The sequence below is a fragment of the Bacillus thuringiensis genome, from assembly GCF_001455345.1.
GTDB classification, from domain to species: domain Bacteria; phylum Bacillota; class Bacilli; order Bacillales; family Bacillaceae_G; genus Bacillus_A; species Bacillus_A thuringiensis_N.
The window spans coordinates 1,499,942-1,525,321 of sequence record NZ_CP013274.1 but is presented as its reverse complement, the minus strand read 5'-3'; the positions used below and the strand labels follow the sequence as shown (position 1 = coordinate 1,525,321).

The window sequence follows — 25,380 nt, the reverse complement described above, 5'->3', positions numbered from 1 at the left end:
GACCTTATTTTAATACAAATTATTTTTGCATGCAAGTGATTAATCTTCTTCTTTTGCAATTTGATTTTCTGGATAAGAAATCCAATCACTCCAGCTACCTGCATACAATTTAACATTTTGGAATCCAGCTAATTTTAATGCAAGGATATTTGGACACGCTGTAACACCAGAACCACAATATACAATTGTTTCCTTATCTTTCGAAAGATTTTGGAATCGTTCTCGTTGCCCAGCTTCATTCTTAAATTGTCCTGATTGCAACATTCCATCCTTCCAAAAATAGTTTACCGCTGTCGGAATATGTCCTGCTTTTGGATCAACAAGTTCTTCTACACCAGCATAACGTTTTGGCTCTCTAGAATCAATTAACGTAATATCTGCACCTGCATGAATATTCTCTCTGACCGTTTCCATCGTTACAAGCATATGCTCTTGTATATTGGCTTTGAATGTTTTTCGGGTAACAACAGGAATTTCCGCTGTTATATGTAATCCCTTCTCTTTCCAAGCAGGAAATCCGCCATCTAATATATATACTTTCTCATGTCCTACATAGTTTAATAACCACCATAACCGAGAAGCATTTGCACCCGCTTGACTGTCATATGCAACTACTATCGTATGTTCATTAATACCAGCTCGCGAAAGCTTGTCTGCAAACTCTTCAATATTTGGCAACGGATGGCGACCACCATGTTCTGTTACTGGACTTGATAAATCTAAATTTAAATCAAAATATAACGCATGAGGGATATGTTCTTCCTCATACTTTTCTCTACCCCAATTAGGATTCGCTAAATCAAAACGACAATCGATTATACGGACGTTCTCATCTTCTATATGCTCACGTAACCATTCGACTGTAACTATCATCTTTAACGACCTTCTTTCTCTTGCAAACGACTTACATACTCCATAACCATTTCTTCTGTAACATATTTACGCTGCAAGGTAACACCATTTTTTGCAAGATCATTAATTTGCTTTGTTACAACATTAATGACATCAACCGAAAATTCTTTCCCATTTGACGCAAGAGATACGGCTGCTTCAATAGCTGCTTCACGCTGCGCATCTAATTGTAAACATGCTTTTACACTTTCATTTTGTTTACGAGAATGTGCTGTAATTGCTTTATGTACTTCCATCTTCTCTTCCCCCTAAATAAGTTATACGTTCTAATTCAATTCCATTGCAAGCCGAATCATATCACGGCATACAATGCCATTTTCAATAATCTCTTCTTCATAATGCTTCGAAAAGTAATCAAAATCAATAGAAAAAATACGAAATCCACATTTTTGATATAAAGCAAGTTGAGAAACACTAGAATTGCCTGTACCAATTTCAAGTTTTGACATACCATATCCTTTAGCAGTTTCTACGGCATGCCTTAATAGCTTCTTCCCAATCCCTTTTCCTTGCAAATGCTCTGCAACCGCAATATTCATGATTTCCATCGTCTTCGGCCTTGTTTCCAAAAGAACATACACACCGATGATGCTGCCCCTTTGCTTTGCTACGTATGTTAACCCTCTTTGTACATATATAGCTATTTGCCGTTCACTTGGATCAGCAAGTAGCAATAAAGACTTCGGTATAGCCTCTTTTAAAATACGTTCTATTACAAAAGACATAAAAAATCCCCCCATCTCTATTGTTCTAAACCCTCCTTGTCTACCATAAATAATAGAAAGGAGGGATTCACCATGGACAACAATGAGAAAAAATGCAACGTCATCTCTATTGATGGAAAGAAGAAGAAAAGCGACACGTATTCCTATCCAAAATTAGTAGTTGAAAATAAAACATACGAATTTTCTTCATTCGTCTTATGCGGTGAAACACCAGATGGCAGACGACTCGTTCTTACTCATATGATTTCTACCGATGAATTTGCTGGATTTGTCAAATCTTTAGATACTGTACTGCAAAAGAAAATTGAACGAATCTTTTTCTCATAACGACTATATAACATAAATTTCTTTTTCAATCTCTACTAACTGATTGTGCAATTGTTCTTTACTTTGTTCATATAGTGATACATCAATCGTTTCAGCCAATGCAAATAATATACTTTCATAATAATTCATCACATCTTGCTGCATCACTTTTTGGAATAAGTTCCATTTCATATCCCATTCTTGCTTATAATGATGAACAAATAAATCTTTTTCATCAGCTACATAGTTTGATACGAAAGGCTCTAATACAACTTTAGCCTCTTCTTGCATGAAAGCTTTATCATTTTTTTCAAAAAAGCTTTTTTCATTTTTAAAATGTGCCAATGCTTTTTTGAAATCTTTTATTTCAACTGAAGGGAACGGTTCTTTATGTGTAATATCTTTATATTCATAATCCACTGTTCCACTCATAGAAATTGATTCATTTTCTACTTTACAGTTCACCACAATTTCATTCTTTGCACGTTTCATCGCTTCATCTATCCATTTTTCAATGCGTAATGATGTCGCACGCATTTCTTGTAATAAATCATGCTGAATAAATGCTACTAATTCCATAACGCACTGTTGCAACTGCACTTTCACATTTCCGTCCGTTCGCAGCGATGCTGGATTAATAAATTCAGTAAACACATCGTTATAGCGTAGGAATAGACGCTGTTGCACGTAATAAAGCAATTCTTTCACTTCATTTTGCATCGCCTGCTCTTCAGCAAGCACACTATATGATGAAATAATATGAAGTAGTTGATCACGCTCTGCTTCATATTTTTTCGCTTGCTTCTCTTTCTCTTCATTCCCCTGCTTTGCACCATTTATCATATTTACTAAAAGCTGATCCGCTCCTTGCAATGCACCATATAAAGCATGAACAGATACGAGCATTAAATCTCTCATCATAAAGGATGTAAATGATTCCTCGAACTTCGCAATCCCAGAGTTTTGTAATATACCGTACTTTTCTTTTTCAATATTCTTTCCTTGTTTCTCTTCAAGCGCACATAAACTTGAAATTGCGAATAAACGTGGATTTCTAATACCGTATTGCAGTAGCTGGTCTGCGATATACCCTTTTACCATTTCAAGTTCTTCTTCTGACTCTGCTAAATCGGCCGCATTAATTAAGAAGAACATTTTATCAAGAGCAAACGTATCCTTTACACGACCAAGCTGGATTAAGAATTCACGGTCAGCACGAGAGAACACATGATTATAATACGTTACAAATAAAATAGCATCTGCGTTTTTAATATACTGGAATGCAACGTCTGTATGGCGGGCGTTAATAGAATCCGCTCCAGGTGTGTCTACAAGCGCTACTCCTTGCCTTGTTAAAGCACAATCATAATACAGCTCCATGTACTCAACAAAACATGATTTTTCTTCATTCGCTACATAATCAGAAAACTCTTCTAATGTAACTTGTACTTGCTCCCCTAAATGAGCAGAAACCGTATCATACCCTTTTTGTACCGCTCGTAAAAAGCTAAATGTTGTTTTTTGCTTCCCAGTTGGTGAAGGATATTTCATAACTTTATCAATTTGTGCTAACGCTTCATCTAACGTAGTAATCTCATAATGAAACAGCTTATAAACAGCTTTCATATCTTCTAATAGAGCTTGCTTTGATTTAAATTGGACGATTACTGTTCCGTGTGGTTTTTCCTCTGTAACTGGCAAAATTTGATTGATCGTTGCCGTCGTCGGATTTGGTGACACAGGAAGTACCTTCTCACCAAGCAATGCATTGGCAAATGATGATTTCCCAGCACTAAAAGCTCCGAATAACGCTACTGTAAATTGTTTCGTTTCCACACGACGCCTTTTTTCTATTACCTCTTGCTGTACGTGTTTCAGCGCTGGCAATGGCTCTAATATCGTTTCAGCTTTCTTCACTTTCTCTAATATACGCTGAATATTTAAAGCTGCCGTTCCTTTTATCTCTTCCTCACGAGCCATTACGTTACTGTTTACGCTTTCCTGTTCTTGTAGTGTGAATTTCTCACTAACAATTTGTGTTTTGCTTTGCAATATCTCCTCTATTTGCAATCCTTCTGGTGTAGCAATACGCTCGTGCCAAACATTTTGCAAATAACTTTCATATGTCTCCAAATTGTTACTGTATTGCAATTTCGTTTCTTTTGCCGTTTGCAACATCGTATATTTTTCTATCTCTTCTTCCATACGAGCAACTGCTTCCTTCACCTTTTGCTTTAAAACAACTGCACTTTTATCAAAAATTTGCTGTGCTTTTGTAAAATAACGTTTCTTCAGTTCATTCGCTACATCCGCTGTATAAAGAAGTAAGTAATCACCTGTGAAACCTGCACCTTGTTTAATGACTTCAGCCAACATTTCTGGTCCAAAAGCAATTTCTAAAGCATATATGTCTTTCCCAATTTCCTCTGTAAACAATCCTTCTTCTTTTAAGAAGGTAACAATAAATTCTTTCACATGGAAATCAAGTTGCGTTTCAACAGTCTTTTGTAAGGCAGAATAAAAAGCATCTAAACGTCTCTGTTTTTCTTGCTCCGTCTTTCCTTTCGCAAATAGCAAACCGACCTTAAACTTAGTTAATTTCGTTTCTAAGTACGCATTTGCTAATTCTCTCATTTCAAATGGCATTAAATACGCGTTATCTAATATAGCTTGTAAGCCTTTTATAAATTCGTTCCTCACATGAGATTCTTTACCAGCCTCGCGACGTTGAGTTTCCGTTAGTTTTTCTTTCTTTTCCACTATCTCTAAAATGGAAAGCGGTGATGCTAACTCTTCCTCATATTTCAAAAGAGCTTTTTCATTTTCAGAAAGAATAAACGAGAAATGTTCCCCCATCAAATATTCTGTTTCTCGCTCCATTCCATCTCTTACATACTGCTCTTTTTCTTTCATAATAGAAGTAATTAATGTTTCTAAACTTCCAATTTCATTATGTGTATGGTTCATCATTCGTAATGAAGTATAATACACTCCATCTACTTCAATATCCCAGTTAGAGAACGATTGTTTTACACTATCTTTATAATCCTCAAACGATAATTCATTTTCTTTATGTTTATCTATTTGATTTACAACGAGATAAACCGTTTTATTACGTTGTTTCAATTCTTTAACAAATTGTAAATTCACTTCCGATTGGACGTGATTATAATCCATCATATAAAAAATTACGTCTGCTAAATGCAGCGTTGATTCTGTCGCTAGTTGGTGGGCATCATCTGTTGAATCAATCCCTGGTGTATCAACTAACATAACACCTTCAGGAATTGGCGCATCATTCCGATAAATATGAACACCAATTACCTCATCACCGTCTTTACAAATTTGTTTTAATTCTTCAGCTGAATATGCACCGTCATACTCGTACTGTTCTCCAGATTTAACCGTTACAACAACACGATCCATCCCTTTTTCAATTTTGACAACGTTAGCGCTTGTCGGAATTGGACTTGTTGGTAACAACTGCGCTTTATATAGATGATTCATCATCGTTGATTTCCCTGCAGAGAAGTGACCGCAGAACGCAATCATAAGCTGCTCTTGCTTATATTTTTGAATCACCTCAAACAACTTTAAACTATTCTCTGCATCGCCGTGTTTTTGCCACTCTTCATAAAAACAAACAAGTTTTTTCATACCGTTTGTCTGTACTATGTTTGTCATCCCCTTGTTCCCCTTTATCCAAGATGTATATACTTTTCCCCGCTATTTGCGAGCTCATAATCAACGGGACATACATCCCCTCATTGATTACAGTTTCACTTTACTATCATACTAAATTTTCAGCATATTCTCATTAAAAATAAAAAATCCCTTTCATTCTTTTTACAAATGAAAGGGATTTTATGTCATATCACTCATTTTGCTGTTCCTACTCCATTTAAAACATACTTTGCAATAACTGCATATACAGCAACTGTACCTGCTACTAATGCATATACCATACTCATGCACCAACCTTTTTTTGATAATGATTATCACTTTTAAATACATTTTATCATTAAAGAGAATCATTATCAACACTTTTCATAAAGAAAGCCCCTTATAAGAAGGAGCTTCACTGCCTGTTTTGAAGAAGAGTAAAACTTGTTGTGCCCTCTTATTATATCTCATCCTACATAACTTAATAGTAAAAAAAAATGGAAATATACCCTATACCCTCCATCTTACATTTTGTATAATAAAAGGGAATTACTTAACAAGGAGGAAAATAATGACACAAAACATTTCACAAGGCGAGAGGATACATTCCATCGATATTATTAGAGGAATAGCTGTACTAGGTATTTTTCTTGTTAACTGGCCTATTATCGCCGGGATTGACTCACGTGATCTTTCAGGAGTTTACGAGGGGCTAGATAGCTATATCCGTCTATTTTACGATATGTTTATTCAAACAAAGTTTTATACTATCTTTTCGTTTTTATTCGGCCTAGGCTTTTACATTTTTATGACTCGTGCTGAAGCGAAAACAGATCGACCAAAAACTTTATTTGTTCGTCGCTTACTTATTTTATTATTATTTGGTTTCTTACATTACGTTCTTTTATGGGACGGAGACATTTTACATAGTTATGCAATCGCTGGATTTTTCTTATTTTTATTTTATAGGAGAGAACCTCGTACTATTTTAATATGGGCAATCGTTTTATTAAGTATTTTTCAATTTCTTATGCTAATTGCTAGTATTGGTATTGCCTTCATGCCAAAGGAGGAACTTGGGTTATCCTTACCAATCATGCCACTTGAAGACTGGGTGTCACAAATACAAAATCGTTTCCATGCTTTTTATGCTAATGGCATAGGGCTAAATATTTCAATGCTCCCAGAAACAATCGGATTATTTTTACTCGGTTTATATGCTGGTAAAAAAGACATTTTCCGTCGCACGAAAGAGTTAGACTCGAAACTAAAAAAATGGCAAATCATTATGTTTGTTTTAACATTACCGTTTTGGTTCTTTATGGTTCGTTATTTCTTATCAACATCGTCATATGAACCACTTTATATGCAAGGACTTGCAATGTTTAGCGGAAAAACATTATTCATATTCTACATTTTCACGCTCATGCGTTTATTACAAAAAGAAAGATGGCAAACATTATTACGTCCGTTCCAGTACGTTGGGCGAATGGCATTAACAAATTACATCTCGCATACAATTGTTACATTACTTGTGTTCGGACTATTGTTTAAAAATTATTATCCAGCTCCATTATGGATAGGACCACTATTTTGCATCGGTTTCTACACGTTACAAATCTTTATTAGCCGCTGGTGGCTGTCACGTTATCAATACGGGCCACTTGAATATATATGGCGCCTTGGTACGTACGGAAAAATGATGCCACTTAAAAAGAAAAGCAAGGTCTCATAACGAGACCTTGCTTTTTTACGCTTCTCTTACCGCACTTTGTATCGGAACTGGTTCATCCTTTACTTTCACTTTACGCTGCGGCACCATATTAAATACGATATTTAAAAGTACTGCTGACGCACTTCCAAGTACGATTCCGTTATCTGTTAAAATACGAATACTTTCTGGAAGTTGTGAGAATAATGTAGGAACGACAGTAACTCCTAGTCCGATTCCAACAGAACATGCAACGATTAATAAGTTTTCTTGTCTTCCAAAATCAACGCTACTTAACATTTTAATACCATATGCCATTACCATACCGAACATTGCTAACATCGCACCGCCAAGTACTGATTTCGGAATGATTGTTGTAATAGCTGCGATTTTTGGGATGAACCCAAGAACGATTAACATACCACCACAAGTGTAAATAATAACGCGATTTCTTACTCCAGTTAATTGAACAAGCCCTACGTTTTGAGAGTATGTTGTATATGGGAATGCATTGAAAATACCACCTAATACCATCGCTAGTCCTTCTGCGCGATAGCCTTTTGTTAATTCTTTTTCACCAATCTTTTTATTGCAAATATCAGATAATGCAAAGTAAACACCTGTTGCTTCTACAATCCCTACGCAAGCAACTAAAATCATCGTAATAATTGGTGTTAATTCAAATGTTGGTGTACCGAAGTAAAATGGTTGAATACCATGGAACCAATCCGCTTCTCCAACCGCTTGCAAGCTTACTTTCCCCATAAATGCTGCAACGATTGTACCGAACAATAGACCTAGTAAAATAGAGATTGAACGAATAAATCCGTCAAAGAAACGATACATAATGATGATAAATAATAACACACCAAATGCTAATGCTAAATTTTCAAGACTACCGAAATCCTTACTTCCTACTCCACCAGCCATATCATTAATAGCGGCAGGAACAAGTGTAACTCCAATTACTGTAACAACAGATCCTGTTACCACAGGGGGAAACAGCTTTACAAGCTTTCCAAATAATTTCGCAAAAATAACAACGAATAACCCGGCAGCAATAATTGCCCCATAAATAGAAGACACGCCGTATTGTTTCCCGATTGCAATCATCGGCCCAACGGCTGTAAATGTACAACCTAGTACAACTGGAAGTCCAATACCGAAAAAACGATTTGATAATGCTTGTAAAATTGTCGCAACGCCGCACATTAATAAATCAATTGAGACTAAATACGTTAACTCTTTTTGATTTAAACCAAGTCCACCGCCCACAATAAGCGGAACGATAATTGCACCAGCATACATAGCAAGCATATGCTGCATACCAAGCGATGCGATTTTAATTGGATGTTGCTTCATCGTTTATTTCACCTCCGCAGTTTCTTGCTGTACAAATGTAACTGTGCCGTTATCAAGTGATGCAATTTCTGCTAGTGATTCAACACGAACACCTTGTTCACGAAGCTTCTTTCCTCCATCTTGAAATGCTTTTTCAATAACAATACCAATTCCGGCAATACTTGCTCCTGCTTGTTCGACTAAACTCATTAAACCTAAAGCAGCCTGACCGTTCGCTAAAAAGTCATCGATAATTAAAACGCGATCAGTTTCATCGATATGATTTCGAGATAATGAAATTTCATTCGTTTCTTGTTTTGTAAATGAATATACGTTTGCAACGTACATATTATCTTGTAACGTTAACGATTTACGTTTTCTTGCAAAGATTACTTTTACACCAAGCTCTAATGCAGCCATAACTGCTGGTGCAATGCCTGAAGATTCAATCGTCACGATTTTTGTAATGTTCTCTTCTTTAAAACGTTTAGCAAATTCTTTTCCGATTTCTTGCATAAGTACTGGGTCAATTTGATGATTTAAAAATGCATCTACCTTTAATACGTCACCAGATAAAACCTTTCCTTCGTTCAAAATCTTTTCTTGTAATACTTTCATGTTTGTTCCCCCTCTTATGCAATAAAAAAACTCCAAAAGCTGCCACCACTCGTTACAAGTGAGAGACGCGCTTTTGGAGTTTCGCAAAAAAGAATGCTAAACAAGCAAATATATTCGTCCTCACTCATAGTCAAAGTATTTACGGTACTTCGGTAGAAACTTGCAGGCCATATCCCCGCGATTATATGAGTGTAGCTAACTATTTATTTTATAGAAGGATTATAACGCACTTTTTATATTTTGAAAAGCATTTATTAACAAAACACGTACAAATTTTATAAAATTATCATTTTCGTTCGATTTTTGTAAACTCTTACATTTCTTATCAAAGTGTCGTTAAAATGATTGGACCATCTTTTGTAATCGCAATTGTATGCTCATATTGAGCTGATAATTTACCGTCCATCGTTCTTGCAGTCCATCCATTTAAATCTACTTTAGAATAGCGCATGCCTACATTTACAATAGGCTCAATTGTAATTACCATTCCTTCTTGTAGCTCAGGCCCTTGTCCTTGTTTACCAAAATGAAAAATTGCTGGTTCTTCATGAATCTCTTTACCGATCCCGTGTCCTGTAAAGTCTCTTGCAACAGAAAAACCTTCATTTGCTACATAACTTTCAATTGCATAGCCAATGTCCCCTACATGATTACCGATTACTGCCTGGTCAATCCCTTTATACAAAGCATTCTCAGCTACTACTAATAATCTTTCTGCTTCATCAGAAACTTTTCCAACTATATACGTCCAAGCAGAATCCGAAAGACCACCATTTAAGTTTACTACCATGTCAATTGTTACAATATCGCCCTCAGTTAAAGGAACATCGGCCGGAAACGCATGACACATTTCATCGTTTACAGATGCACATATCGCATATGGATATCCGTTGTAATCTTTCTGCTCAGACGTTGCACCATGCTTTTCTAAATATGCTTCAACAAACGTATCAATTTCTTTTGTCGTAATACCTGGTTTCATCATTTTCGCAATTTCCCTATGACATGAAGCAAGTAATTTCCCAGATTCATGCATCAAATCTATTTCATTTTTCGTTTTAATTGTAATCATGCTACCTCTCCCTGCTAAACTACTATTTGCTACTAAAGTTCAATCATACACATCCTCTTCCAAAATTACAAAACTTCCAATTACAAAAAGTATGATTTATTTCTGCATAAAAAAACAGAAGGAGATTCTTCTGTTTTTTAATCATTTTTACATATATAATTCATTTTTAAAAACTCAAAACAACTCCCATTCGTCTTCTGTATATACGTTCCAACAGCTTCGAATCCCGCTCTTTTATACACTTTAATCGCTCTCTCATTAAATGTAGCTACCGATAACGTTATATAATTACATCCGTACTTTTCTTTACTAAAAGCTAATCCAGCGTTTACGAACTGTAAACCAAATCCGTTCCCAGTTATATCAGGTCTCATTCCAAGACCTATATCAACCGTTCCATCATTTATTATACAAACAGTAAAATAACCAATGAGAGTGCCATTTTCCTTCACAGAAAAGGTATGATCCCCCCTACTCTCATCATGTAAAAATTCAGCTAAATCTTCTTCATCTGCCTCTATATCGTAAAAGGAATATTCCCCTTCATAATGCCAGTTGTATGCAATTTCTTCTGCTTCTTCTTGCGTCATTACTGTATATGTATAATCCATTTTTCTCCCCCCTTTAAAAAAAGAGCTGCAATTAAGCAGCTCTTTTTTATAAATCATAAATTTCTTTATACTTCGCTTCTAAATAATCTGCTAAGTAATTTGCATTTAATCCTTCACCTGTTACATCTTCTAAAATTTCAAGTGGCTTTTTCGTTTTACCGTATTGGTGAATGTTTTCTGTTAACCATTTACGAATTGGTGTTACGTTTCCTTCTTCTAATAATGCATCAAAGTTCGGAATGTCTTTTAACATTCTTTGCTTAAATTGCGCTGCATACATATAACCAAGCGCATAAGATGGGAAGTATCCAAATGAACCACCAGCCCAGTGAACATCTTGCAATACACCTTGTGCATCGTTTGCCGGACGAATTCCTAAATATGCTTCCATCTTATCATTCCAAGCCGCTGGCAAATCCTTCACTTGTAATGTACCATCAAATAATTCTTTCTCAAGTTCATAACGAACCATGACGTGAAGCGGATATGTAAGCTCATCTGCTTCTATACGAATGAACGATGGCTTCGATTCGTTAATTGCATCATAAAACTCATCTACTGATATATCATTGAATTGACCATCGCTATACTCTTTTAATAAATCATAATTTTTCTTCCAGAATGATTTATTACGACCGATAAAGTTCTCAAAGAATAATGATTGTGACTCATGAATGCCCATAGATGTTCCACTACATAGCGGTGTACCTTCAAATTTCTCTGCAATATTTTGTTCATATACAGCATGACCACATTCATGTATTGTTCCAAATACAGCCATACGGAAATCTTTTTCGTCATAGCGTGTCGTAATACGAACATCCCCTCTATTTAATGTAATCTCAAATGGATGTACCGTTTCATCAAGACGACCTGCTTCAAAGTCATAATTCAATTGTTTTAATAGCTCTAATGTAAAGTTCTTTTGTTTTTCTTTTGAAAAATGTTCTGATAAAGCACTTGTCTTTAATCTCTTTTGCGACTCCGATATTTCTTTTACGAGTGGGACGATACGCTCACGAAGTTGACCAAATACATGATCTAATACTTCTACTGTAATACCCGGCTCATACATATCTAATAATGTATTATATTTATATGTTTCGTAACCCCAATATGCAATAAATTTCTTTTTAAATTCAACAATTTTTTCTAAATACGGACGGAACATTTCGAAATCAGATTTTTCGCGAGCTTCTTCCCACACACTTTCCGCTTTCGCTTCTAATTTCACATACGCTTCATATTCCGCTTGTGGAATTTTCTTATTTCTATCATATTCTTTACGACACTCTTCAACCATTTTCTTCGTCGTTTCAGAAAGTTTGTCTTCACGTATTAAATTTTCAAGCTCTGTTAAATAATTTCCCATCTCATCTGAAGTCGACATAGCAAACACTTCTGATGAAAGCATACCAATTACTTCTGAACGTTGGTCTACACCTTTTTTAGGCGCACCTGTTCTCAAGTCCCAAAACATTAAGCTTAATGCTTCTCCGTAATTCTGTATCTTCTTCACATATGTTAAAAATTGTTTTTCTACTTCATATGTAGCTACTGTCATCGTATAAAAGCCTCCTTTTTCTACCTCAAACTTAATTCGACATGAAAATCTAAATTCCTTTTATAATAAAAAAAAAGCTTGGCAAGCGCCAAGCTCTCTCCTTACAATTCTTTACCTTCTACTGGTAGTACGTTTTTCACCGCTTCTACCACTTTCTCATCTTCTGTATCAGATAAGAAAATTGATATAGTACCTTTATCATCGCTCGTACGAATTAAACGGCCAATCCCTTGACGAAGACGTAAAATCATATATGGTACATCTACATCCCAGAATGGATCATTTACATGTTTACGCTTCGCTTCAAACACAGGATCGTTTGGAGGGAATGGTAATGACCAAATAATAACATGTGATAATGATGAACCAGGAATATCTAAACCTTCCCATAAATGAACGGCACAAAGTACAGTCTCTTCTTCATTTTGGAAACGAGAAACGAGCTGACTAATTTCTTGATCCCCTTCATATAGGAACGGAACTGACATTTGTTCTTTACTTACATATTCTTTGAACGCTGCAAGCTCTTGCGTTGTACGGAATAATACGAGCGTACGTCCATTTGTTTTCTGTATATTTTCAAGTGTATATTGACACTTTCTTTCCCATTCATTTTCTTTCGTATGTGATAGTAAGTTTACTGCCATTTGTTCTTCGTAATCAAATGGTGAGGCAACTGAGAATGATAAATAATCTTTTACCCCTAGGCTATTTGCTGTAAATGCGAATGAATCGTTGTTAGATAATGTAGCAGAAGAGAAAATATACGGGATTTTCTTCGAGAATACTTTCTCTTGTAATACTTCTTCAACTGCACGTGGCATAATTACTAACGTGAAGGCTCCATCACCTTCTTCACCCCATGTAATTACATTTTTCTCGTGCATGAACAAACGAAGTGAATGTTCTAATACATCTAAATGTTCATCGACGATATTTAAATCATACGTGTTTACTGTATGCATTTCACTTTCAAATACTAACGCATCACCGACCTCACCAATTTTCGCATAAAGTCGCTTCGCTTCAGCTGTTACCTTTTCTGTCACAGTAATTTCTAAACGATCAGAACCGGCAATTTCCTTTTTATTTTCTTGTAACACATCAAAGAATCGTTCTGTTTGCCAAATTGTTTCTTCTACTAAATGTGCGAACTCTTCACGAATATCATTTTGTAATAATCTCGTTAGAAGTTGCTCCATCATCGTTTGCTTTAAACGATATGTTAAAGCTTTTTGGGCTGCATATTCTACAAGATGTCCTTCATCGAATACAACGCAGCTACTTTCTGGTAATAACGGAATTTGCCCTTCACGCTTACGAGCATCGTACGTCCAAATATGATCCATATAGAAATCTTGAGAACAAATAATTAAATCTGCCGCTTTACGATAATGTTCACGTGAAAGAGTTTGACCACAACGGTGACGTGAATCACAAGTGAAGCAATCTTGGAAGTAATCCCAATTTATTTTTGACCATTCCTCATCATTTAAAAGCGGAAACTCTTTTCGATCACCGTAGTGAGTAAAGTTTTGCATCGTACCATGATCAAATACAAACTGCGGTAATTCGTAGTATACATCTTCAATTACTTCTGGAGCTCGTCCACTCATAACATCTTCAAGTTTACGTAAACATAAATAATTATCCATTGATTTCGCAAGTCTTACATCTACCGATAAGCCTAACGCTTCGGATAATTTAGCAATGTCCCCTTCTTCTTTTACAAGCTGCTCAATTAACGTTTCATCTGCACAAGCGATAATAGCTGGTTTTCCAGTATAACGCGCATAGCAAATTGCATATAGAAGATATACAATTGTTTTCCCTGTTCCTACACCCGCTTCTGCGAACATTACTTTCTTTTCTTGGAAAGCACGCTCTAATTGAAACGCCATGAAAATTTGTTCATCACGCTCTTCAAAGCCTTTTTCCGGAAGGATGTCATAAAATACATCTCCAATCCACTCATTCAACTTATCATAAAAATTGTCTTGTTTTCCTACTTCAAATGGTAATCTCTTCTCAGTAAACATCCTTAGCCTCCAACCAAAAAGTTTTTCTATAAAAAGATATAGTAGCTGCTATTCATATGTGTGCAGCCACTTTCCCCTGTTGCCATACATAGAAATACACGAAAAAAAATTTTCCTTTCGAAAAAGGAAAATTTTCTTCTATATTAATGACTTTAAATACCGTTTATCAATCGCTGTTTCATGTGAAAGAGCTGACAAATATTCTTCTTGTGCTTTTTGTATTTCATCTACCATCGCACCTTGACTATCTACTTCTTTTCCGAGCTCATCATACGTACGGTGAATAGCTTTTTGAATCATTGATAATTGGAAACTATCCATACCAGTTCCTCCTTTACGCATTACATAATAGCCAGTATATGCGCGCTGGAGGAGTTTTATACTATGAATTACGCGGTGGTCGTTTTCCGAAGTATTGGTAGTAATCTGTACGGATAAATCCGTTAAACAGTTTACGTTTCTTTGATGCATCTTTTCCGTAGCACTTCTCAAATGCTTCGTAACTTGTTAATACATACGCTGACCATGTATCTAATGGACGGAATACTTGTCCCATTTCTTTGTACAATTGTTCAACAAGCGCTTTTTCACTTAAACGTTCTCCGTATGGAGGATTCGTTACAACGTAGCCATAATCCTCTTTTGTCGTGAAATCTTTTACTTGCATTTGTTTAAATGTAATTAAATCACCTAAACCTACTTCTTCTGCGTTATCTTGAGCAACTCGAATCATACGATGATCAATATCTGATCCAATGATTTGCAGTGGTTGATTATAGTTCGCTAAATCTTCAGCTTCTTGACGAGCTTCACGCCAGTTTTGTTTACCTACCCAGCCCCACTCGTCTGATGCGAAACCACGGTTAAATCCTGGTGCGATATTTTGTCCAATTAATGCTGCTTCAATCGGAATTGTACCTGATCCACAGAAAGGATCCACGAAAGGACGATCTGGCTTCCAGTTTGTTAATTTAATTAAAGACGCAGCTAATGTTTCTTTTAAAGGAGCTTCCCCTTGATCCATTCGGTATCCCCGTTTATGAAGTCCAACACCGCTCGCATCAATTGTTAATGTTGCAATATCTTTTAACATTGCAATCTCAATACGGAATAACGGACCATCTTCTTCAAACCAAGTTGTACGTTTATATGTTGTTTTTAATTTTTCAACGACAGCCTTTTTAACGATACGTTGGCAATCCGAAACACTGAATAACTCAGATTTTAAAGATTTACCGATAACAGGGAACTCACCGTTCTCTGGAATATAATCTCCCCAGTTTAATGCTTTCGTTTTCTCAAACAGCTCATCAAATGTTGTCGCTTTGAATTCGCCAACTTTAATTTTCACACGGTCCGCAGTACGTAACCATAAATTCGTGCGACAAATCGCCTTTTCATCTGCTTCAAATGTTACTTTGCTGTTTTCTACTTGGCATTCGTAACCAAGATCGCGAACTTCTCGAGCAACTAACGCTTCAATACCCATTGCCGCTGTTGCAATTAAAGTAACTTTTCCCATTTGCATTCACCTCTTATGTATATTCAAACAATAATTAATAGCAATTTGCCCTATTAATTATTACATTTTACGAAAATTTTTCTCATTAACCATTTTAACTCATAATTTATAACTTCATACAAATAAAAAGCCCTCCTCTAACAAAGGAGAGCTGAGTTATTTCATAGTTGGTTCATAACGTTCTGTAAGCCATGTTCTGTTCCTTTGTACTGCAAACGGCCCACGCCTCGTACTCCGGTGGCAATCATCTATCTACAGGTTATACAACCTGTCCTTTCCCGTCGTTCATTTCCTTGGAAAAGATTCCCCTACCATTATTTGGGTTTCTCGCTCGTGGGGTTTACCTCGTTCCACTCCTATCATTTCTTCAAGGACTTCGTCACTGTGGCACTTTAAAGGTAGTCAAACCATATCCGAAAGGACTTAGGTTTTTTCCCTGCCGTTAAACCAGCCTTACAGCCAGAATACCCTAGCTTATGAATTGGCTAGGCACGAACACTACAGCCATCTCAGGCCGTGCGAGCATGGACTTTCCTCTACAACGTTGGCGTTGCAGCGATTACCCAAACGTTATGACATCCATTAGTATAGTGGAAACAAAAAGATTTTGCAATGTTTTTTTCTATGTAAAATGCTTTTACCTTTTTATCACCAAAAATTATTCGTATAACTTACTTCCAAATACAGCTTTTTCTAAATTAGATAGACGTTTTAAAATGTCCGTATTCGTGTTGTTATATACAGGTTGTGCAACTGGTGTTTGTACAACTGGTTGTTGTGGCACTTGCGTTGCTACTAGTTTTTGTTCCTCTAATTCACGCTTTAAACGAGCATTTTGTTGCTTTAATTGATCAAACTCCTTGTGGAAAGCTTCATAGTCTTTAATGATCATATCAAGAAACTTGTCTACTTCTTCTTGTTGATAACCTCTCATACCTGTTTTAAATTCTTTTTCTAAAATATCTTTTGCCGTTAATTTAATTTTATCCGAAATCATTTTCTTCACCTCAAATTTTTGCCAAAACTTTCATTAACTAAATTTTTTCAGAAACAATGCTTTTTGTCAATCATATATACGAGTACTATATTACATATTACTCAGCATTATTCCACTGTTCCTCTTCTATTATATCTTGTAAATCGGAAAAAAGAATGAAATAACTGTGATAATTTTCTATTTCTCCTTTTTTCTTTGCTGCTTCTACAATATATTTAGGACTCCCTGGTTTTTCTTCATCATATACAGCTAAAAGTGCATCACTTTTTTCAATAAAAAATTGATTTTTTAATTTAAATTGCTCTGGGCTTTCGTACTTCCGTTTCGTGATACTATCAATATGGTCTGCTTGTGAGAGAATAAATTCGTAATATTCACGGTTATCTTCCTTCCAACCTTCTTCTTGTTCTAAAAACGGAGTAAATACCGCTAATTTTAAATCTGGATATTCTACTTGTATTTCAAAAACAACTTCAGCAGCCCATAATTCGACACCTAACTGGCCACTTATTATAACCCACTCTAAACCACCTTCTACAAAAGCAGTTAATTTACGACGCAGCGCCTTTTTTATACATTCTACTCCTGGATGATCATTTTTAAATATTCCAAGTTCAAATGGCTTATATCCTGTTACTGCAATAACTTTCATATCAACACTCCAATTACAAAAAAAGAACTAGCATTTCGCTAGTTCTAACATATCATTTACTTTTTAAATATTCCACCAACGTTTGGTCCAATATTTGGACCTACTGGTGATACATTGTTTGGTAAAAATGGTGATACATTTGGTCCTGGTCCAAATGGTGATACATTCGGTCCTGGTCCAAACGGTGATACATTCGGTCCTGGTCCGAATGGAGATATTTGATGGCCGTGGTGGTGATGACCATGGCCACATGGTCCACATCCGCCGCCAAATCCTGGATCGATTGGGTCTACAACATTTACATTCGAGTTTGTTTGCGGGAAGAAGTTTTGGTTTTTAATTTGTTGATGATGTACATGTGTTGTATGTGTTGGGAAAATGTGTGGCACCACCGTTGTTGAAAAAGAGTGTGTTACGCATTGTTTCGTCGGATGAACGACAGGAGCAGTTGTACAAATAGGTCCTACAGGCTTATGCCCTCCAAAACAAGGATGACAATGATGCATAGTTTTTTCTCTCCTCTCTCATAAAAAAAATCTGATTACACTTTACAGTATGAGAAAAGAGGGAAAGCCGTTTGTTATATATACCCATTTACTCCAAGGAAATTTGTCTAGTCCCTACTTCATATAAGATACTTTTTTATAGACACCCCTCCAAAATTACTTACCAAAAAATCCTCCAACTTGCTTTACAATACCTGTCACTTGATTCATCGCATTCATCATTTGTCCAGCTGTATTCATCATTTTATTTACATCATAGTTACCATCTGACGTTTTAAATTGGGAAACAAAACTAGAAAATTGGCTTGGTTGCTGTTGTTGCTTTTGTTTATTCTGCGTTGGGTACGGTTGTTTTGGTGGATAAAACATCGCTTGCTGATTTCCATAGGGAGATGGTGGTGGCATATAGTATTGGGAATTCATATAAGGTTGCTGTTGTTGATCCATATAAGGCTGCTGCTGTTGATTCATATAGGGTTGCTGCTGTTGTTGCGGTTGATTCATAAACGACACTTCAAATGGCTGGTAATAATTTTGATTTCCATAATGAGGCTCGAAAGGATACATATTATACCGTAAATATGTATCCGTATTATATTGGTACATATTTTGCTGTGCATATGGATTCGTTTGCTGATATACGTTAGGTTGTTGAAACATGCATTCTCTCCTCCTTCACATAAGTTTCTACATATATAATATGTACCTGCAAAATAATTTGTGTGACGGAGTATCTGTCTATTTTTGTCGGAAGTTTAAATTTTTAAAAAATTAAAAAAGAAAACCCTTCCATGCTATGATAATGAAGAAGAAGATTCTCATGGGGGAGGAATCAACATGGTATTAGGGGATTTAAAACAAGCGTTTTCTCAAAAAAAGGGGTATTACACAGAGAATGTAAATGAATTGTTAGACTTTGCGAGACATTGGTATCTCGAAGGAAAAATATGCATTTCAGATTACCGAACGTTAATAAAAGAATTAGAAATAAACGGAGCAACAAAACCTACAACAATGACAGAAGCATAAAGAAACAAGAGGGTTTCCCCTCTTGTTACTTACATTGCTCAATTATATTTTGCAAAGTATACGAAATGGCTTGATGTGTTTCAAAGAATCGCTTACCTTTTCCTTTATTTACAAAACATTGCAACACATTTGTTTGTAAATTATCGTACACTTGATCAATTTGCTGTACATGTATATACTTCGGTTTTTCTTCCTTAATCCATTTATAAGCTAATTCTTTCCACAATTTTAATTCCTCATCTACCATATCTACAAATGGTTTCATATCCTTATAAAAATCATATTCAATCATTTCTCTTTTTTTCACATTCGCTTCATTATTATGCTGCATAAGTTTTTCCGAAGACTGTATTAATGCTTCATACTTCATTTTATTCCCACCTTATTATGCACTCACTACGACGTTTTGAAATGCCTTCACCCAATTCCCTTTTTCTTCGTGATGCACTAATTTATTTTCCATATGCTCAATATGCATTTCTGTTATTTCTATCTTGTTGCATATTTTTTCACTCTTATCCTTCAATGCATGATTCATTCTAATCCCTATGTTCATTTCCAGCAAATCGAGAGAACTTAACATTTGATCCATCGTTTTCATTACATCTTCCTTCTGAACCATCGCCATATACAAAACGCCCCCTTCTTTGCTTTCCTTTGTCATGTAATTTCGCCGAATGATTTCCCACTCCTGCCCACATGACAAAACTAGTTGTTATTCGTCAAAGAAATCATTTTGTATGTCATTTATAGAAATGGTAACAATACAAAAAGGAGGTGTATGAAGATGGCAAAGAACAAAGATGAAAAAAAGAAAAAACAAAACAAACAAAATAAACCCGAAACTGGCAATCCAAAGTTAGATGGTCCAAACTTCCCTGCTACATAAAGTGAAACTTTAATACTTTTACAAAAAGCTAATTTCTGAAGCATCCTTAATCTCTTATATTCATTAAGTTTTGAGATTAAATCTTTAGCACAAATGGCAGGATTACTTCACATTAAGAAGTCCCGTCTTCATAAATGAAGACGGGACTTCTTTTTTATTATATCACGAACTCTTCCATCCTTTTAACAAAACGATTTACAATAGAAGCAACATAGATTTGCTCTCTCTTTCTTTTATACCATTCTGTTATATCAACTTCACCCTTATACTCTTCTGGTAAAAATAGCTCATTTATTTCTGTATCTCTACAAAACCAATCTCTCGTACTTATCCCCTTATGTGCAACAACAAGATAAACCTCTCTAAGGGCTGGCGTACAAGATTTTCTGGCTCCTCTTACATAATATTCATAATCTGCTCTTGACCCTGTGTGTGTAGTTTGCAATGCAAACCTATGGAATAACTTTTTATAATCTGGATGAAACAGTAACTCCGCTAATTTCTTCCCTAGTTCTATACGCTTTTGTACCGTTTCAAATTGATAAACTGAAAAACCATACATATTCCCTTCAACGGTTGGAAAAATAACGGCACTAACATGAAGCATTTCTTGCAATTTAAAAAGTACTGTATGGAATACATGTTTTTTAAAATATGCATTCTCAATAACTGGTTTTTGAATTTTATTTTGCTCATTTATAATAAGGGCTGTCATGAGCCTGTTTATATCTTTTTTCTCCCAAAAATATATCCATTCTTTTTCCATAAAAATGGATACGTTGAAATATTGTAACAGATAGAATAGTGGCACCTGCCTCCTCTTACTTTCTTCGTATAACAACAGCTGAGGAAATGCATCTAAAAAAATAATCCAATTCGCTTCTTCATACGTCAGAAACAAATGTTTTTTTACTTTTTGAGGTAAAACAGTAGCATAATACTTCCCTTTTAAATCAGTCATATTCCATCCCGCATTTCTCGAGACCATACTCGCTAAGAAGGCCCACCTGATTTCACTATTTCTTACATAATATTCTTGATAAGACTGTGTTCGAGAAATGTTGTCCATATTAGCTATTTCTATTTCCCTCTTAATGTTGTAAACGATTATTTTTTCTTCTTCTGTACAAGCGATATTTTTACGATATTGTTTAATTTTTTCATAATCATTCCATGTAAACATGAATAAGTCATCATCCCTTTCTTCAAAAAGGTCACATCTTTTTTCATTTTTTGTTATAATCACCTTTGTAAGTAATTCTTAACAAGTTGGGAGTGGACACACTATGACCATTCGTTACCCAAATGGAAAACGGTTCAATCAAGCTTCACAACCTCATAAAACACCTATTAAAAAACATACTTATAGTAATAGAGGTATGTCCCTTGAAGAGGAATTGAATGAAACAAATGAATATTACTTAACCCATAATATTGCATGTGTACATAAAAAACCTACTCCTCTTCAAATTGTAAAAGTAGATTACCCCGCTCGAAGTGCTGCAGTGGTAAAAGAAGCGTATTTTAAACAACCTTCTACAACAGATTACAACGGTGTATATAAAGGGAAATACATCGACTTTGAAGCGAAAGAAACAAAAAATAAAACCAGCTTTCCACTTCAAAACTTCCACCTTCATCAAATTGAACATATGAAGCAAGTAATCGCTCATAATGGAATTGCATTTGTTATTATTAAATTTACACTTTTTGATGAACTTTATTTATTAGATGCAAAACATATTATTGCGTTTTGGAATCGTCAAAATACTGGTGGGCGGAAATCGATTACGAAAGAAGAAATAGAAGAGCATGGATCTTTATTATCATGCGGTTATCACCCTCGGATTGATTATATCCGTGTACTAGACACGGTTTATTTTTCGTGATAGAGTCATCACTAAGGCTCTTTTTTCGACTTTTGGGGAGAGAATGAAAGGTAGGAGAAAGTATAATGTCAGATAATTATCGTTCTCGTACAGAACGAAATCATGTAAAAAATCAAAATCAACAGCAAGAAACAAATAAAGAAAAAAAACCAAAGAAAAAAGGCTCCTTTTTTAAAAAATTCCTTATAGGTTGTCTACTTCTCGGTATCGTTGGTCTTGTAGCTGGCGTTTCCGCTTTCTTTGTTATGGTGAAGGACGCTCCAAAATTAGACAAATCAAAACTTGTCAATCCTTTATCAACAAAGTTTCTTGATAAGAACGGGAACTTTTTCTACGAATACGGTGCTGAAAAACGAACCCACGTTACGTATGATCAAATTCCAAAAGTAGTTGAAAATGCATTCCTTGCAACTGAGGATTCACGTTTCTATGATCATAATGGAATTGATTTTAAACGAACTACAAAAGCAGTTATGGAAAATGTCACTGGAGGTTTTGGATCTCAAGGTGGTAGTACGATTACGCAACAAGTAGTCAAAAACTATTTCCTAACGATGGACAAAACTGCAAAGAGAAAAGTACAGGAATGGTACTTATCTTACAAATTAGAGCAACAATACTCTAAACATGAGATTTTAGAAATGTACTTAAATAAGATTAACCTGGGTAACCGTTCGTACGGTATTGCAACAGCTGCAAAAAAATATTATGACAAAGATCTAAAAGACTTACAGTTACATGAAGCCGCAATGCTTGCAGGTTTACCCCAAGGTCCTAATATTTATGATCCAACAAAACCAGACAACGTTGAACGAGCTACACAACGTCGTAACGTCGTATTATCATTAATGAATCGACATGGTTATATAACAAAAGACGAAATGAATAACGCAATGAAAATCTCTGTAACTGAGGGCCTTCAACCGTCTTCAGAAGTAACAGAGATGAAGTATCAAGCATTTTTAGATGCTGTTGTAAAAGAAGTTGAAAAAGAATATCCGGATGTAAATATCGGTTCAGATGGTTTAACGATTCATACAACACTTGATCAAGATGCTCAAGATTACGCTGATAAAATTATGGATGGCAATCTTATTAAGTATCCGAACGATCAATTCCAAGGTTCATTCGTATTTATGGATACACAATCTGGTGAAGTTCGAGCAATTGGAGCTGGGCGTAAAGAAAGTAAGTCTACTTTCAAAGGTCATAATATGGCCACTGATTTAAAACGCCAAGTCGGTTCAACAATGAAACCAATTTTCGACTACGGCCCAGCAATTGAGAATTTACAATGGTCTACATACCATCAATTAAATGACTCAGAATATACGTATTCAGATGGAAAAAAAATACGAAATGCAACAAATAGTTACAAAGGTGACGTTTCACTACGTGAAGCTTTGAAAAAATCATTAAACATCCCTGCTTTAAAGACAGCTCAAGCGGTTGGTCTTCCTAAGTCACAAGCGTTTGCTGAAGGTTTAGGTATGACATTTAAAGACGGCAAAACATATGAATCAACAGCAATTGGTAGTAACGATAGTTCTCCATTACAAGTAGCGGGGGCATATGCAGCCTTTGGTAATGGTGGGAACTACAATAAACCGCACTTCGTAAAAGAAGTTATCTTCCCAGATGGGAAAAAGAAAAGTTTTAAACCGAAAGAACAACGTGCGATGCAAGACTACACAGCTTACATGGTGACTGACGTTCTTCGTGACGTAGTAAAACCTGGTTCTGGCGGTACTGGTCCAACAGCATACGTTTCAGGTGTTGATGTTGCCGGTAAAACAGGAACACAAAACTTTGATGCAGACGTTATAAAAGAATATGGTATTCCAGCTGATGCAAACAGAGATAGCTGGTTCGCTGGATATACACCGCAATATACAATGGCAGTATGGACTGGTTACGAAAAAAATGGCCCAGAAAACTACATTAGTGATCGTTATACTAGAATTGCACAGCAAATGTTCCAAGTAATGATGAGTAAATTCGCTACAGATACATCTCGTTTCGAACGCCCTTCTTCTGTACAAGAATTAAATGGTGAATTGTACGTAAAAGGTGCTAAGAAAGATGCAGTGAAACAAATTAAAGTAGATGCACCTAGTGGTCTTAATGTCACTTTCGATGGTGCTAGCACAGTTACACTAAACTGGTCTGGACCAGCAGAAGTTGATGCATATGCAGCAAGCTATAAAGCGACAGACGGTTCAAGTGGTAGTTTATCAATAAAAGGTACAACAGCTACTCTTGGCGGTATTAAACCAGGCGTTACTTACAGCTTCTCTGTAGTAGCGAAAAAAGGTACTGGAACAAGTCCTGCAGTTGGTGCATCCTTCACTGCGCCTGGAGGAACTCCAGATGCTAAGAAAGCTGACGAAGAGGCTAAGAAGAAGGCTGACGAAGAAGCTAAGAAAAAAGCTGCTGAGGAAGCACAGAAAAAAGCTAATGAAGATAAACTAAAACAAGACGAAGCTAAGAAAATAGCTGATGAAGAAGCTAAGAAAAAGGCTGATGAAGAGTCTAAGAAGAAAGCTGACGAAGAGGCTAAGAAAAAGGCTGATGAAGAGGCTAAGAAAAAGGCTGATGAAGAAGCTAAGAAAAAGGCTGATGAAGAAGCTAAGCAGAAAGCTGACGAAGAGGCTAGAAAAAAGGCTGATGAAGAAGCTAAGAAAAAGGCTGAAGAGGAACGCAAACAACAAGAACAGCAACAACAGCAACAGGATACCGGAGGAGATACTACCCCTCACGCAGACGGAAATGTTGTTACAACAGAGTCTTAATAACAAAAAAGAAGTCCTTTCTCTTAACGAGAAAAGGACTTCTTTTTTGTTATCATTTTCTTTACATATAACTTTTCTATTTCAATATACAACTGCGCTAACTGAATATAAGAATGATAATTATTCGGTTTCTTTATAATGAACGAATATCTCTCCATAAAATTAACTGGTTGTACTTCCAATTTACTCGTGAAATCTTCCATTTCATCCAAACTATGAACAGGTTGCTCATTTAGCCAATATACAATTGATAACAAATGCGCTGCAAAAAGAATCATCGGACCTTCAGCTTCTTGTTTCTTTCTGTTTCGAAATAATGTGGCAATGTCTTCATGCTTATTTTTCCATACATTCAACATTACCGGAATACTGTTTTCAATTTCATTCCACGGTTCGTATTGTCTTTCTATATCAAATATAAAGTAAGTACATTGTATGATTTCTTCAAAAGACTGTTCTGTATGATACGCAATTGAATTTACACTTTCTTTAAAAAATGGTAAGTACCGAAATTCTCTCGGTACTTCTATAACTCGCTCCAT

The 25,380-nt window shown here is 35.7% G+C and carries 26 protein-coding genes, 1 other RNA gene and 1 riboswitch; of the genes, 6 read left to right on the top strand and 21 right to left on the bottom strand.

Annotation, left to right across the window (positions count from 1 at the left end; all coding sequences use genetic code 11):
• Nucleotides 1-39: 39 nt before the first annotated feature.
• From ATN06_RS08180 to ATN06_RS08170, 3 genes are read right to left on the bottom strand one after another with little or no spacing between them, the layout of a single operon-like run.
• Nucleotides 40-873, bottom strand: a complete 834-nt coding sequence (locus ATN06_RS08180) for a sulfurtransferase (RefSeq protein WP_060630223.1) — start codon at nt 871-873, stop codon at nt 40-42.
• Between the two features lie 2 nt (nt 874-875).
• Nucleotides 876-1,148: a YpbS family protein gene (locus ATN06_RS08175; RefSeq protein ID WP_000451820.1), complete on the bottom strand. Its 273-nt coding sequence runs from the start codon at nt 1,146-1,148 to the stop codon at nt 876-878.
• A gap of 30 nt (nt 1,149-1,178) precedes the next feature.
• Nucleotides 1,179-1,637 carry a GNAT family N-acetyltransferase gene (locus ATN06_RS08170; RefSeq protein WP_060630222.1) on the bottom strand — a complete coding sequence of 153 codons (459 nt, stop codon included), beginning with the start codon at nt 1,635-1,637 and terminating at the stop codon, nt 1,179-1,181.
• Nucleotides 1,638-1,709: 72 nt separating this feature from the next.
• Here ATN06_RS08170 and ATN06_RS08165 point away from each other — a divergent pair, with 72 nt between their 5' ends.
• On the top strand, nt 1,710-1,964 hold the full coding sequence (locus ATN06_RS08165; RefSeq protein WP_000369740.1) for a DUF3931 domain-containing protein: 255 nt from the start codon (nt 1,710-1,712) through the stop codon (nt 1,962-1,964).
• 3 nt (nt 1,965-1,967) lie between these two features.
• Here the strand turns inward: ATN06_RS08165 and ATN06_RS08160 are convergent, their stop codons facing one another.
• Complete coding sequence (locus ATN06_RS08160; RefSeq protein WP_060630221.1) at nt 1,968-5,627, bottom strand: dynamin family protein; 3,660 nt, start codon at nt 5,625-5,627, stop codon at nt 1,968-1,970.
• A gap of 550 nt (nt 5,628-6,177) precedes the next feature.
• Between ATN06_RS08160 and ATN06_RS08155 the strand changes: the two genes are divergently transcribed.
• A complete protein-coding gene (locus ATN06_RS08155; RefSeq protein WP_060630220.1) occupies nt 6,178-7,341 on the top strand; it encodes a DUF418 domain-containing protein in 1,164 nt (387 codons plus the stop codon).
• Between the two features lie 15 nt (nt 7,342-7,356).
• Here the strand turns inward: ATN06_RS08155 and pbuX are convergent, their stop codons facing one another.
• The 13 genes from pbuX to ATN06_RS08090 all read right to left on the bottom strand — a co-directional run bounded on the left by pbuX (nt 7,357) and on the right by ATN06_RS08090 (nt 18,899).
• Nucleotides 7,357-8,679 (bottom strand): xanthine permease PbuX, encoded by a 1,323-nt coding sequence (gene pbuX / locus ATN06_RS08150; RefSeq protein ID WP_002194155.1) that lies wholly within the window; start codon nt 8,677-8,679, stop codon nt 7,357-7,359.
• A gap of 3 nt (nt 8,680-8,682) precedes the next feature.
• On the bottom strand, nt 8,683-9,276 hold the full coding sequence (locus tag ATN06_RS08145; RefSeq protein ID WP_048527098.1) for a xanthine phosphoribosyltransferase: 594 nt from the start codon (nt 9,274-9,276) through the stop codon (nt 8,683-8,685).
• Between the two features lie 107 nt (nt 9,277-9,383).
• A riboswitch (purine riboswitch) is annotated at nt 9,384-9,485 on the bottom strand.
• 116 nt (nt 9,486-9,601) lie between these two features.
• Nucleotides 9,602-10,348, bottom strand: a complete 747-nt coding sequence (locus ATN06_RS08140) for a type I methionyl aminopeptidase (RefSeq protein WP_060630219.1) — start codon at nt 10,346-10,348, stop codon at nt 9,602-9,604.
• Nucleotides 10,349-10,485: 137 nt separating this feature from the next.
• Nucleotides 10,486-10,959: a GNAT family N-acetyltransferase gene (locus tag ATN06_RS08135; protein WP_060630218.1), complete on the bottom strand. Its 474-nt coding sequence runs from the start codon at nt 10,957-10,959 to the stop codon at nt 10,486-10,488.
• A gap of 46 nt (nt 10,960-11,005) precedes the next feature.
• Nucleotides 11,006-12,523 carry a carboxypeptidase gene (ypwA, locus tag ATN06_RS08130; RefSeq protein WP_060630217.1) on the bottom strand — a complete coding sequence of 506 codons (1,518 nt, stop codon included), beginning with the start codon at nt 12,521-12,523 and terminating at the stop codon, nt 11,006-11,008.
• Nucleotides 12,524-12,624: 101 nt separating this feature from the next.
• Nucleotides 12,625-14,562, bottom strand: a complete 1,938-nt coding sequence (locus tag ATN06_RS08125; protein ID WP_060630216.1) for an ATP-dependent DNA helicase — start codon at nt 14,560-14,562, stop codon at nt 12,625-12,627.
• 138 nt (nt 14,563-14,700) lie between these two features.
• The gene (locus ATN06_RS08120; protein ID WP_060630215.1) at nt 14,701-14,883 is read right to left on the bottom strand and encodes a DUF3921 family protein; all 183 of its coding nucleotides are present in this window, start codon (nt 14,881-14,883) and stop codon (nt 14,701-14,703) included.
• 61 nt (nt 14,884-14,944) lie between these two features.
• The gene (locus tag ATN06_RS08115) at nt 14,945-16,084 is read right to left on the bottom strand and encodes a THUMP domain-containing class I SAM-dependent RNA methyltransferase (RefSeq protein WP_000521229.1); all 1,140 of its coding nucleotides are present in this window, start codon (nt 16,082-16,084) and stop codon (nt 14,945-14,947) included.
• Nucleotides 16,085-16,264: 180 nt separating this feature from the next.
• An RNA gene (gene rnpB, locus ATN06_RS08110) (RNase P RNA component class B) lies at nt 16,265-16,655 on the bottom strand.
• An 87-nt stretch (nt 16,656-16,742) separates the two neighbouring features.
• The gene (gene gpsB / locus ATN06_RS08105; RefSeq protein ID WP_000622425.1) at nt 16,743-17,081 is read right to left on the bottom strand and encodes a cell division regulator GpsB; all 339 of its coding nucleotides are present in this window, start codon (nt 17,079-17,081) and stop codon (nt 16,743-16,745) included.
• Nucleotides 17,082-17,178: 97 nt separating this feature from the next.
• On the bottom strand, nt 17,179-17,733 hold the full coding sequence (locus tag ATN06_RS08100; RefSeq protein WP_060630214.1) for an SLOG family protein: 555 nt from the start codon (nt 17,731-17,733) through the stop codon (nt 17,179-17,181).
• Nucleotides 17,734-17,789: 56 nt separating this feature from the next.
• Nucleotides 17,790-18,239: a spore coat protein gene (locus ATN06_RS08095; protein WP_060630213.1), complete on the bottom strand. Its 450-nt coding sequence runs from the start codon at nt 18,237-18,239 to the stop codon at nt 17,790-17,792.
• Nucleotides 18,240-18,395: 156 nt separating this feature from the next.
• Nucleotides 18,396-18,899 (bottom strand): YppG family protein, encoded by a 504-nt coding sequence (locus ATN06_RS08090; RefSeq protein WP_060630212.1) that lies wholly within the window; start codon nt 18,897-18,899, stop codon nt 18,396-18,398.
• A gap of 177 nt (nt 18,900-19,076) precedes the next feature.
• Between ATN06_RS08090 and ATN06_RS08085 the strand changes: the two genes are divergently transcribed.
• Nucleotides 19,077-19,268 (top strand): YppF family protein, encoded by a 192-nt coding sequence (locus ATN06_RS08085; RefSeq protein ID WP_000242661.1) that lies wholly within the window; start codon nt 19,077-19,079, stop codon nt 19,266-19,268.
• 25 nt (nt 19,269-19,293) lie between these two features.
• On the opposite strand, the gene ATN06_RS08080 is transcribed toward ATN06_RS08085, so the two are convergent.
• Both ATN06_RS08080 and ATN06_RS08075 read right to left on the bottom strand, forming a co-directional pair.
• Nucleotides 19,294-19,638, bottom strand: a complete 345-nt coding sequence (locus ATN06_RS08080; protein ID WP_060630211.1) for a YppE family protein — start codon at nt 19,636-19,638, stop codon at nt 19,294-19,296.
• A 15-nt stretch (nt 19,639-19,653) separates the two neighbouring features.
• Nucleotides 19,654-19,896, bottom strand: a complete 243-nt coding sequence (locus ATN06_RS08075; RefSeq protein WP_001252039.1) for a hypothetical protein — start codon at nt 19,894-19,896, stop codon at nt 19,654-19,656.
• A gap of 84 nt (nt 19,897-19,980) precedes the next feature.
• Between ATN06_RS08075 and ATN06_RS28110 the strand changes: the two genes are divergently transcribed.
• Nucleotides 19,981-20,157 (top strand): phage portal protein, encoded by a 177-nt coding sequence (locus ATN06_RS28110; RefSeq protein WP_088116129.1) that lies wholly within the window; start codon nt 19,981-19,983, stop codon nt 20,155-20,157.
• Nucleotides 20,158-20,314: 157 nt separating this feature from the next.
• On the opposite strand, the gene ATN06_RS08070 is transcribed toward ATN06_RS28110, so the two are convergent.
• Nucleotides 20,315-21,340, bottom strand: coding sequence for a DUF2515 domain-containing protein (locus ATN06_RS08070; RefSeq protein WP_060633107.1), 1,026 nt, complete (start codon nt 21,338-21,340; stop codon nt 20,315-20,317).
• A 103-nt stretch (nt 21,341-21,443) separates the two neighbouring features.
• On the opposite strand from ATN06_RS08070, the gene recU reads away from it, so the two are divergent.
• Together recU and ATN06_RS08060 are read left to right on the top strand one after the other, a co-directional pair.
• Complete coding sequence (gene recU / locus ATN06_RS08065; protein ID WP_060630210.1) at nt 21,444-22,046, top strand: Holliday junction resolvase RecU; 603 nt, start codon at nt 21,444-21,446, stop codon at nt 22,044-22,046.
• 65 nt (nt 22,047-22,111) lie between these two features.
• A complete protein-coding gene (locus tag ATN06_RS08060; protein WP_060630209.1) occupies nt 22,112-24,838 on the top strand; it encodes a PBP1A family penicillin-binding protein in 2,727 nt (908 codons plus the stop codon).
• 23 nt (nt 24,839-24,861) lie between these two features.
• On the opposite strand, the gene ATN06_RS08055 is transcribed toward ATN06_RS08060, so the two are convergent.
• Nucleotides 24,862-25,380, bottom strand: a complete 519-nt coding sequence (locus tag ATN06_RS08055) for a YpoC family protein (RefSeq protein ID WP_060630208.1) — start codon at nt 25,378-25,380, stop codon at nt 24,862-24,864.

What these genes read in the sequence shown, in the direction of transcription:
- ATN06_RS08120 (WP_060630215.1), bottom strand. Translation starts at nt 14,883, where the DNA reads ATGGATAGTTTCCAATTATCAATGATTCAAAAAGCTATTCACCGTACG.
- ATN06_RS08100 (WP_060630214.1), bottom strand. Translation starts at nt 17,733, where the DNA reads ATGAAAGTTATTGCAGTAACAGGATATAAGCCATTTGAACTTGGAATA.
- ATN06_RS08080 (WP_060630211.1), bottom strand. Translation starts at nt 19,638, where the DNA reads ATGAAGTATGAAGCATTAATACAGTCTTCGGAAAAACTTATGCAGCAT.
- ATN06_RS08075 (WP_001252039.1), bottom strand. Translation starts at nt 19,896, where the DNA reads ATGGCGATGGTTCAGAAGGAAGATGTAATGAAAACGATGGATCAAATG.
- pbuX (WP_002194155.1), bottom strand. Translation starts at nt 8,679, where the DNA reads ATGAAGCAACATCCAATTAAAATCGCATCGCTTGGTATGCAGCATATG.
- ATN06_RS08140 (WP_060630219.1), bottom strand. Translation starts at nt 10,348, where the DNA reads ATGATTACAATTAAAACGAAAAATGAAATAGATTTGATGCATGAATCT.
- ATN06_RS08115 (WP_000521229.1), bottom strand. Translation starts at nt 16,084, where the DNA reads ATGGGAAAAGTTACTTTAATTGCAACAGCGGCAATGGGTATTGAAGCG.
- ATN06_RS08180 (WP_060630223.1), bottom strand. Translation starts at nt 873, where the DNA reads ATGATAGTTACAGTCGAATGGTTACGTGAGCATATAGAAGATGAGAAC.
- gpsB (WP_000622425.1), bottom strand. Translation starts at nt 17,081, where the DNA reads ATGATTTCGGATAAAATTAAATTAACGGCAAAAGATATTTTAGAAAAA.
- ATN06_RS08090 (WP_060630212.1), bottom strand. Translation starts at nt 18,899, where the DNA reads ATGTTTCAACAACCTAACGTATATCAGCAAACGAATCCATATGCACAG.
- ATN06_RS08165 (WP_000369740.1), top strand. Translation starts at nt 1,710, where the DNA reads ATGGACAACAATGAGAAAAAATGCAACGTCATCTCTATTGATGGAAAG.
- ATN06_RS08125 (WP_060630216.1), bottom strand. Translation starts at nt 14,562, where the DNA reads ATGTTTACTGAGAAGAGATTACCATTTGAAGTAGGAAAACAAGACAAT.
- ATN06_RS08070 (WP_060633107.1), bottom strand. Translation starts at nt 21,340, where the DNA reads ATGTTTACATGGAATGATTATGAAAAAATTAAACAATATCGTAAAAAT.
- ATN06_RS08160 (WP_060630221.1), bottom strand. Translation starts at nt 5,627, where the DNA reads ATGACAAACATAGTACAGACAAACGGTATGAAAAAACTTGTTTGTTTT.
- ATN06_RS08095 (WP_060630213.1), bottom strand. Translation starts at nt 18,239, where the DNA reads ATGCATCATTGTCATCCTTGTTTTGGAGGGCATAAGCCTGTAGGACCT.
- ATN06_RS08145 (WP_048527098.1), bottom strand. Translation starts at nt 9,276, where the DNA reads ATGAAAGTATTACAAGAAAAGATTTTGAACGAAGGAAAGGTTTTATCT.
- ATN06_RS08085 (WP_000242661.1), top strand. Translation starts at nt 19,077, where the DNA reads ATGGTATTAGGGGATTTAAAACAAGCGTTTTCTCAAAAAAAGGGGTAT.
- ATN06_RS08060 (WP_060630209.1), top strand. Translation starts at nt 22,112, where the DNA reads ATGTCAGATAATTATCGTTCTCGTACAGAACGAAATCATGTAAAAAAT.
- ATN06_RS08175 (WP_000451820.1), bottom strand. Translation starts at nt 1,148, where the DNA reads ATGGAAGTACATAAAGCAATTACAGCACATTCTCGTAAACAAAATGAA.
- ATN06_RS08135 (WP_060630218.1), bottom strand. Translation starts at nt 10,959, where the DNA reads ATGGATTATACATATACAGTAATGACGCAAGAAGAAGCAGAAGAAATT.
- ATN06_RS08155 (WP_060630220.1), top strand. Translation starts at nt 6,178, where the DNA reads ATGACACAAAACATTTCACAAGGCGAGAGGATACATTCCATCGATATT.
- ATN06_RS08055 (WP_060630208.1), bottom strand. Translation starts at nt 25,380, where the DNA reads ATGGAGCGAGTTATAGAAGTACCGAGAGAATTTCGGTACTTACCATTT.
- recU (WP_060630210.1), top strand. Translation starts at nt 21,444, where the DNA reads ATGACCATTCGTTACCCAAATGGAAAACGGTTCAATCAAGCTTCACAA.
- ypwA (WP_060630217.1), bottom strand. Translation starts at nt 12,523, where the DNA reads ATGACAGTAGCTACATATGAAGTAGAAAAACAATTTTTAACATATGTG.
- ATN06_RS08170 (WP_060630222.1), bottom strand. Translation starts at nt 1,637, where the DNA reads ATGTCTTTTGTAATAGAACGTATTTTAAAAGAGGCTATACCGAAGTCT.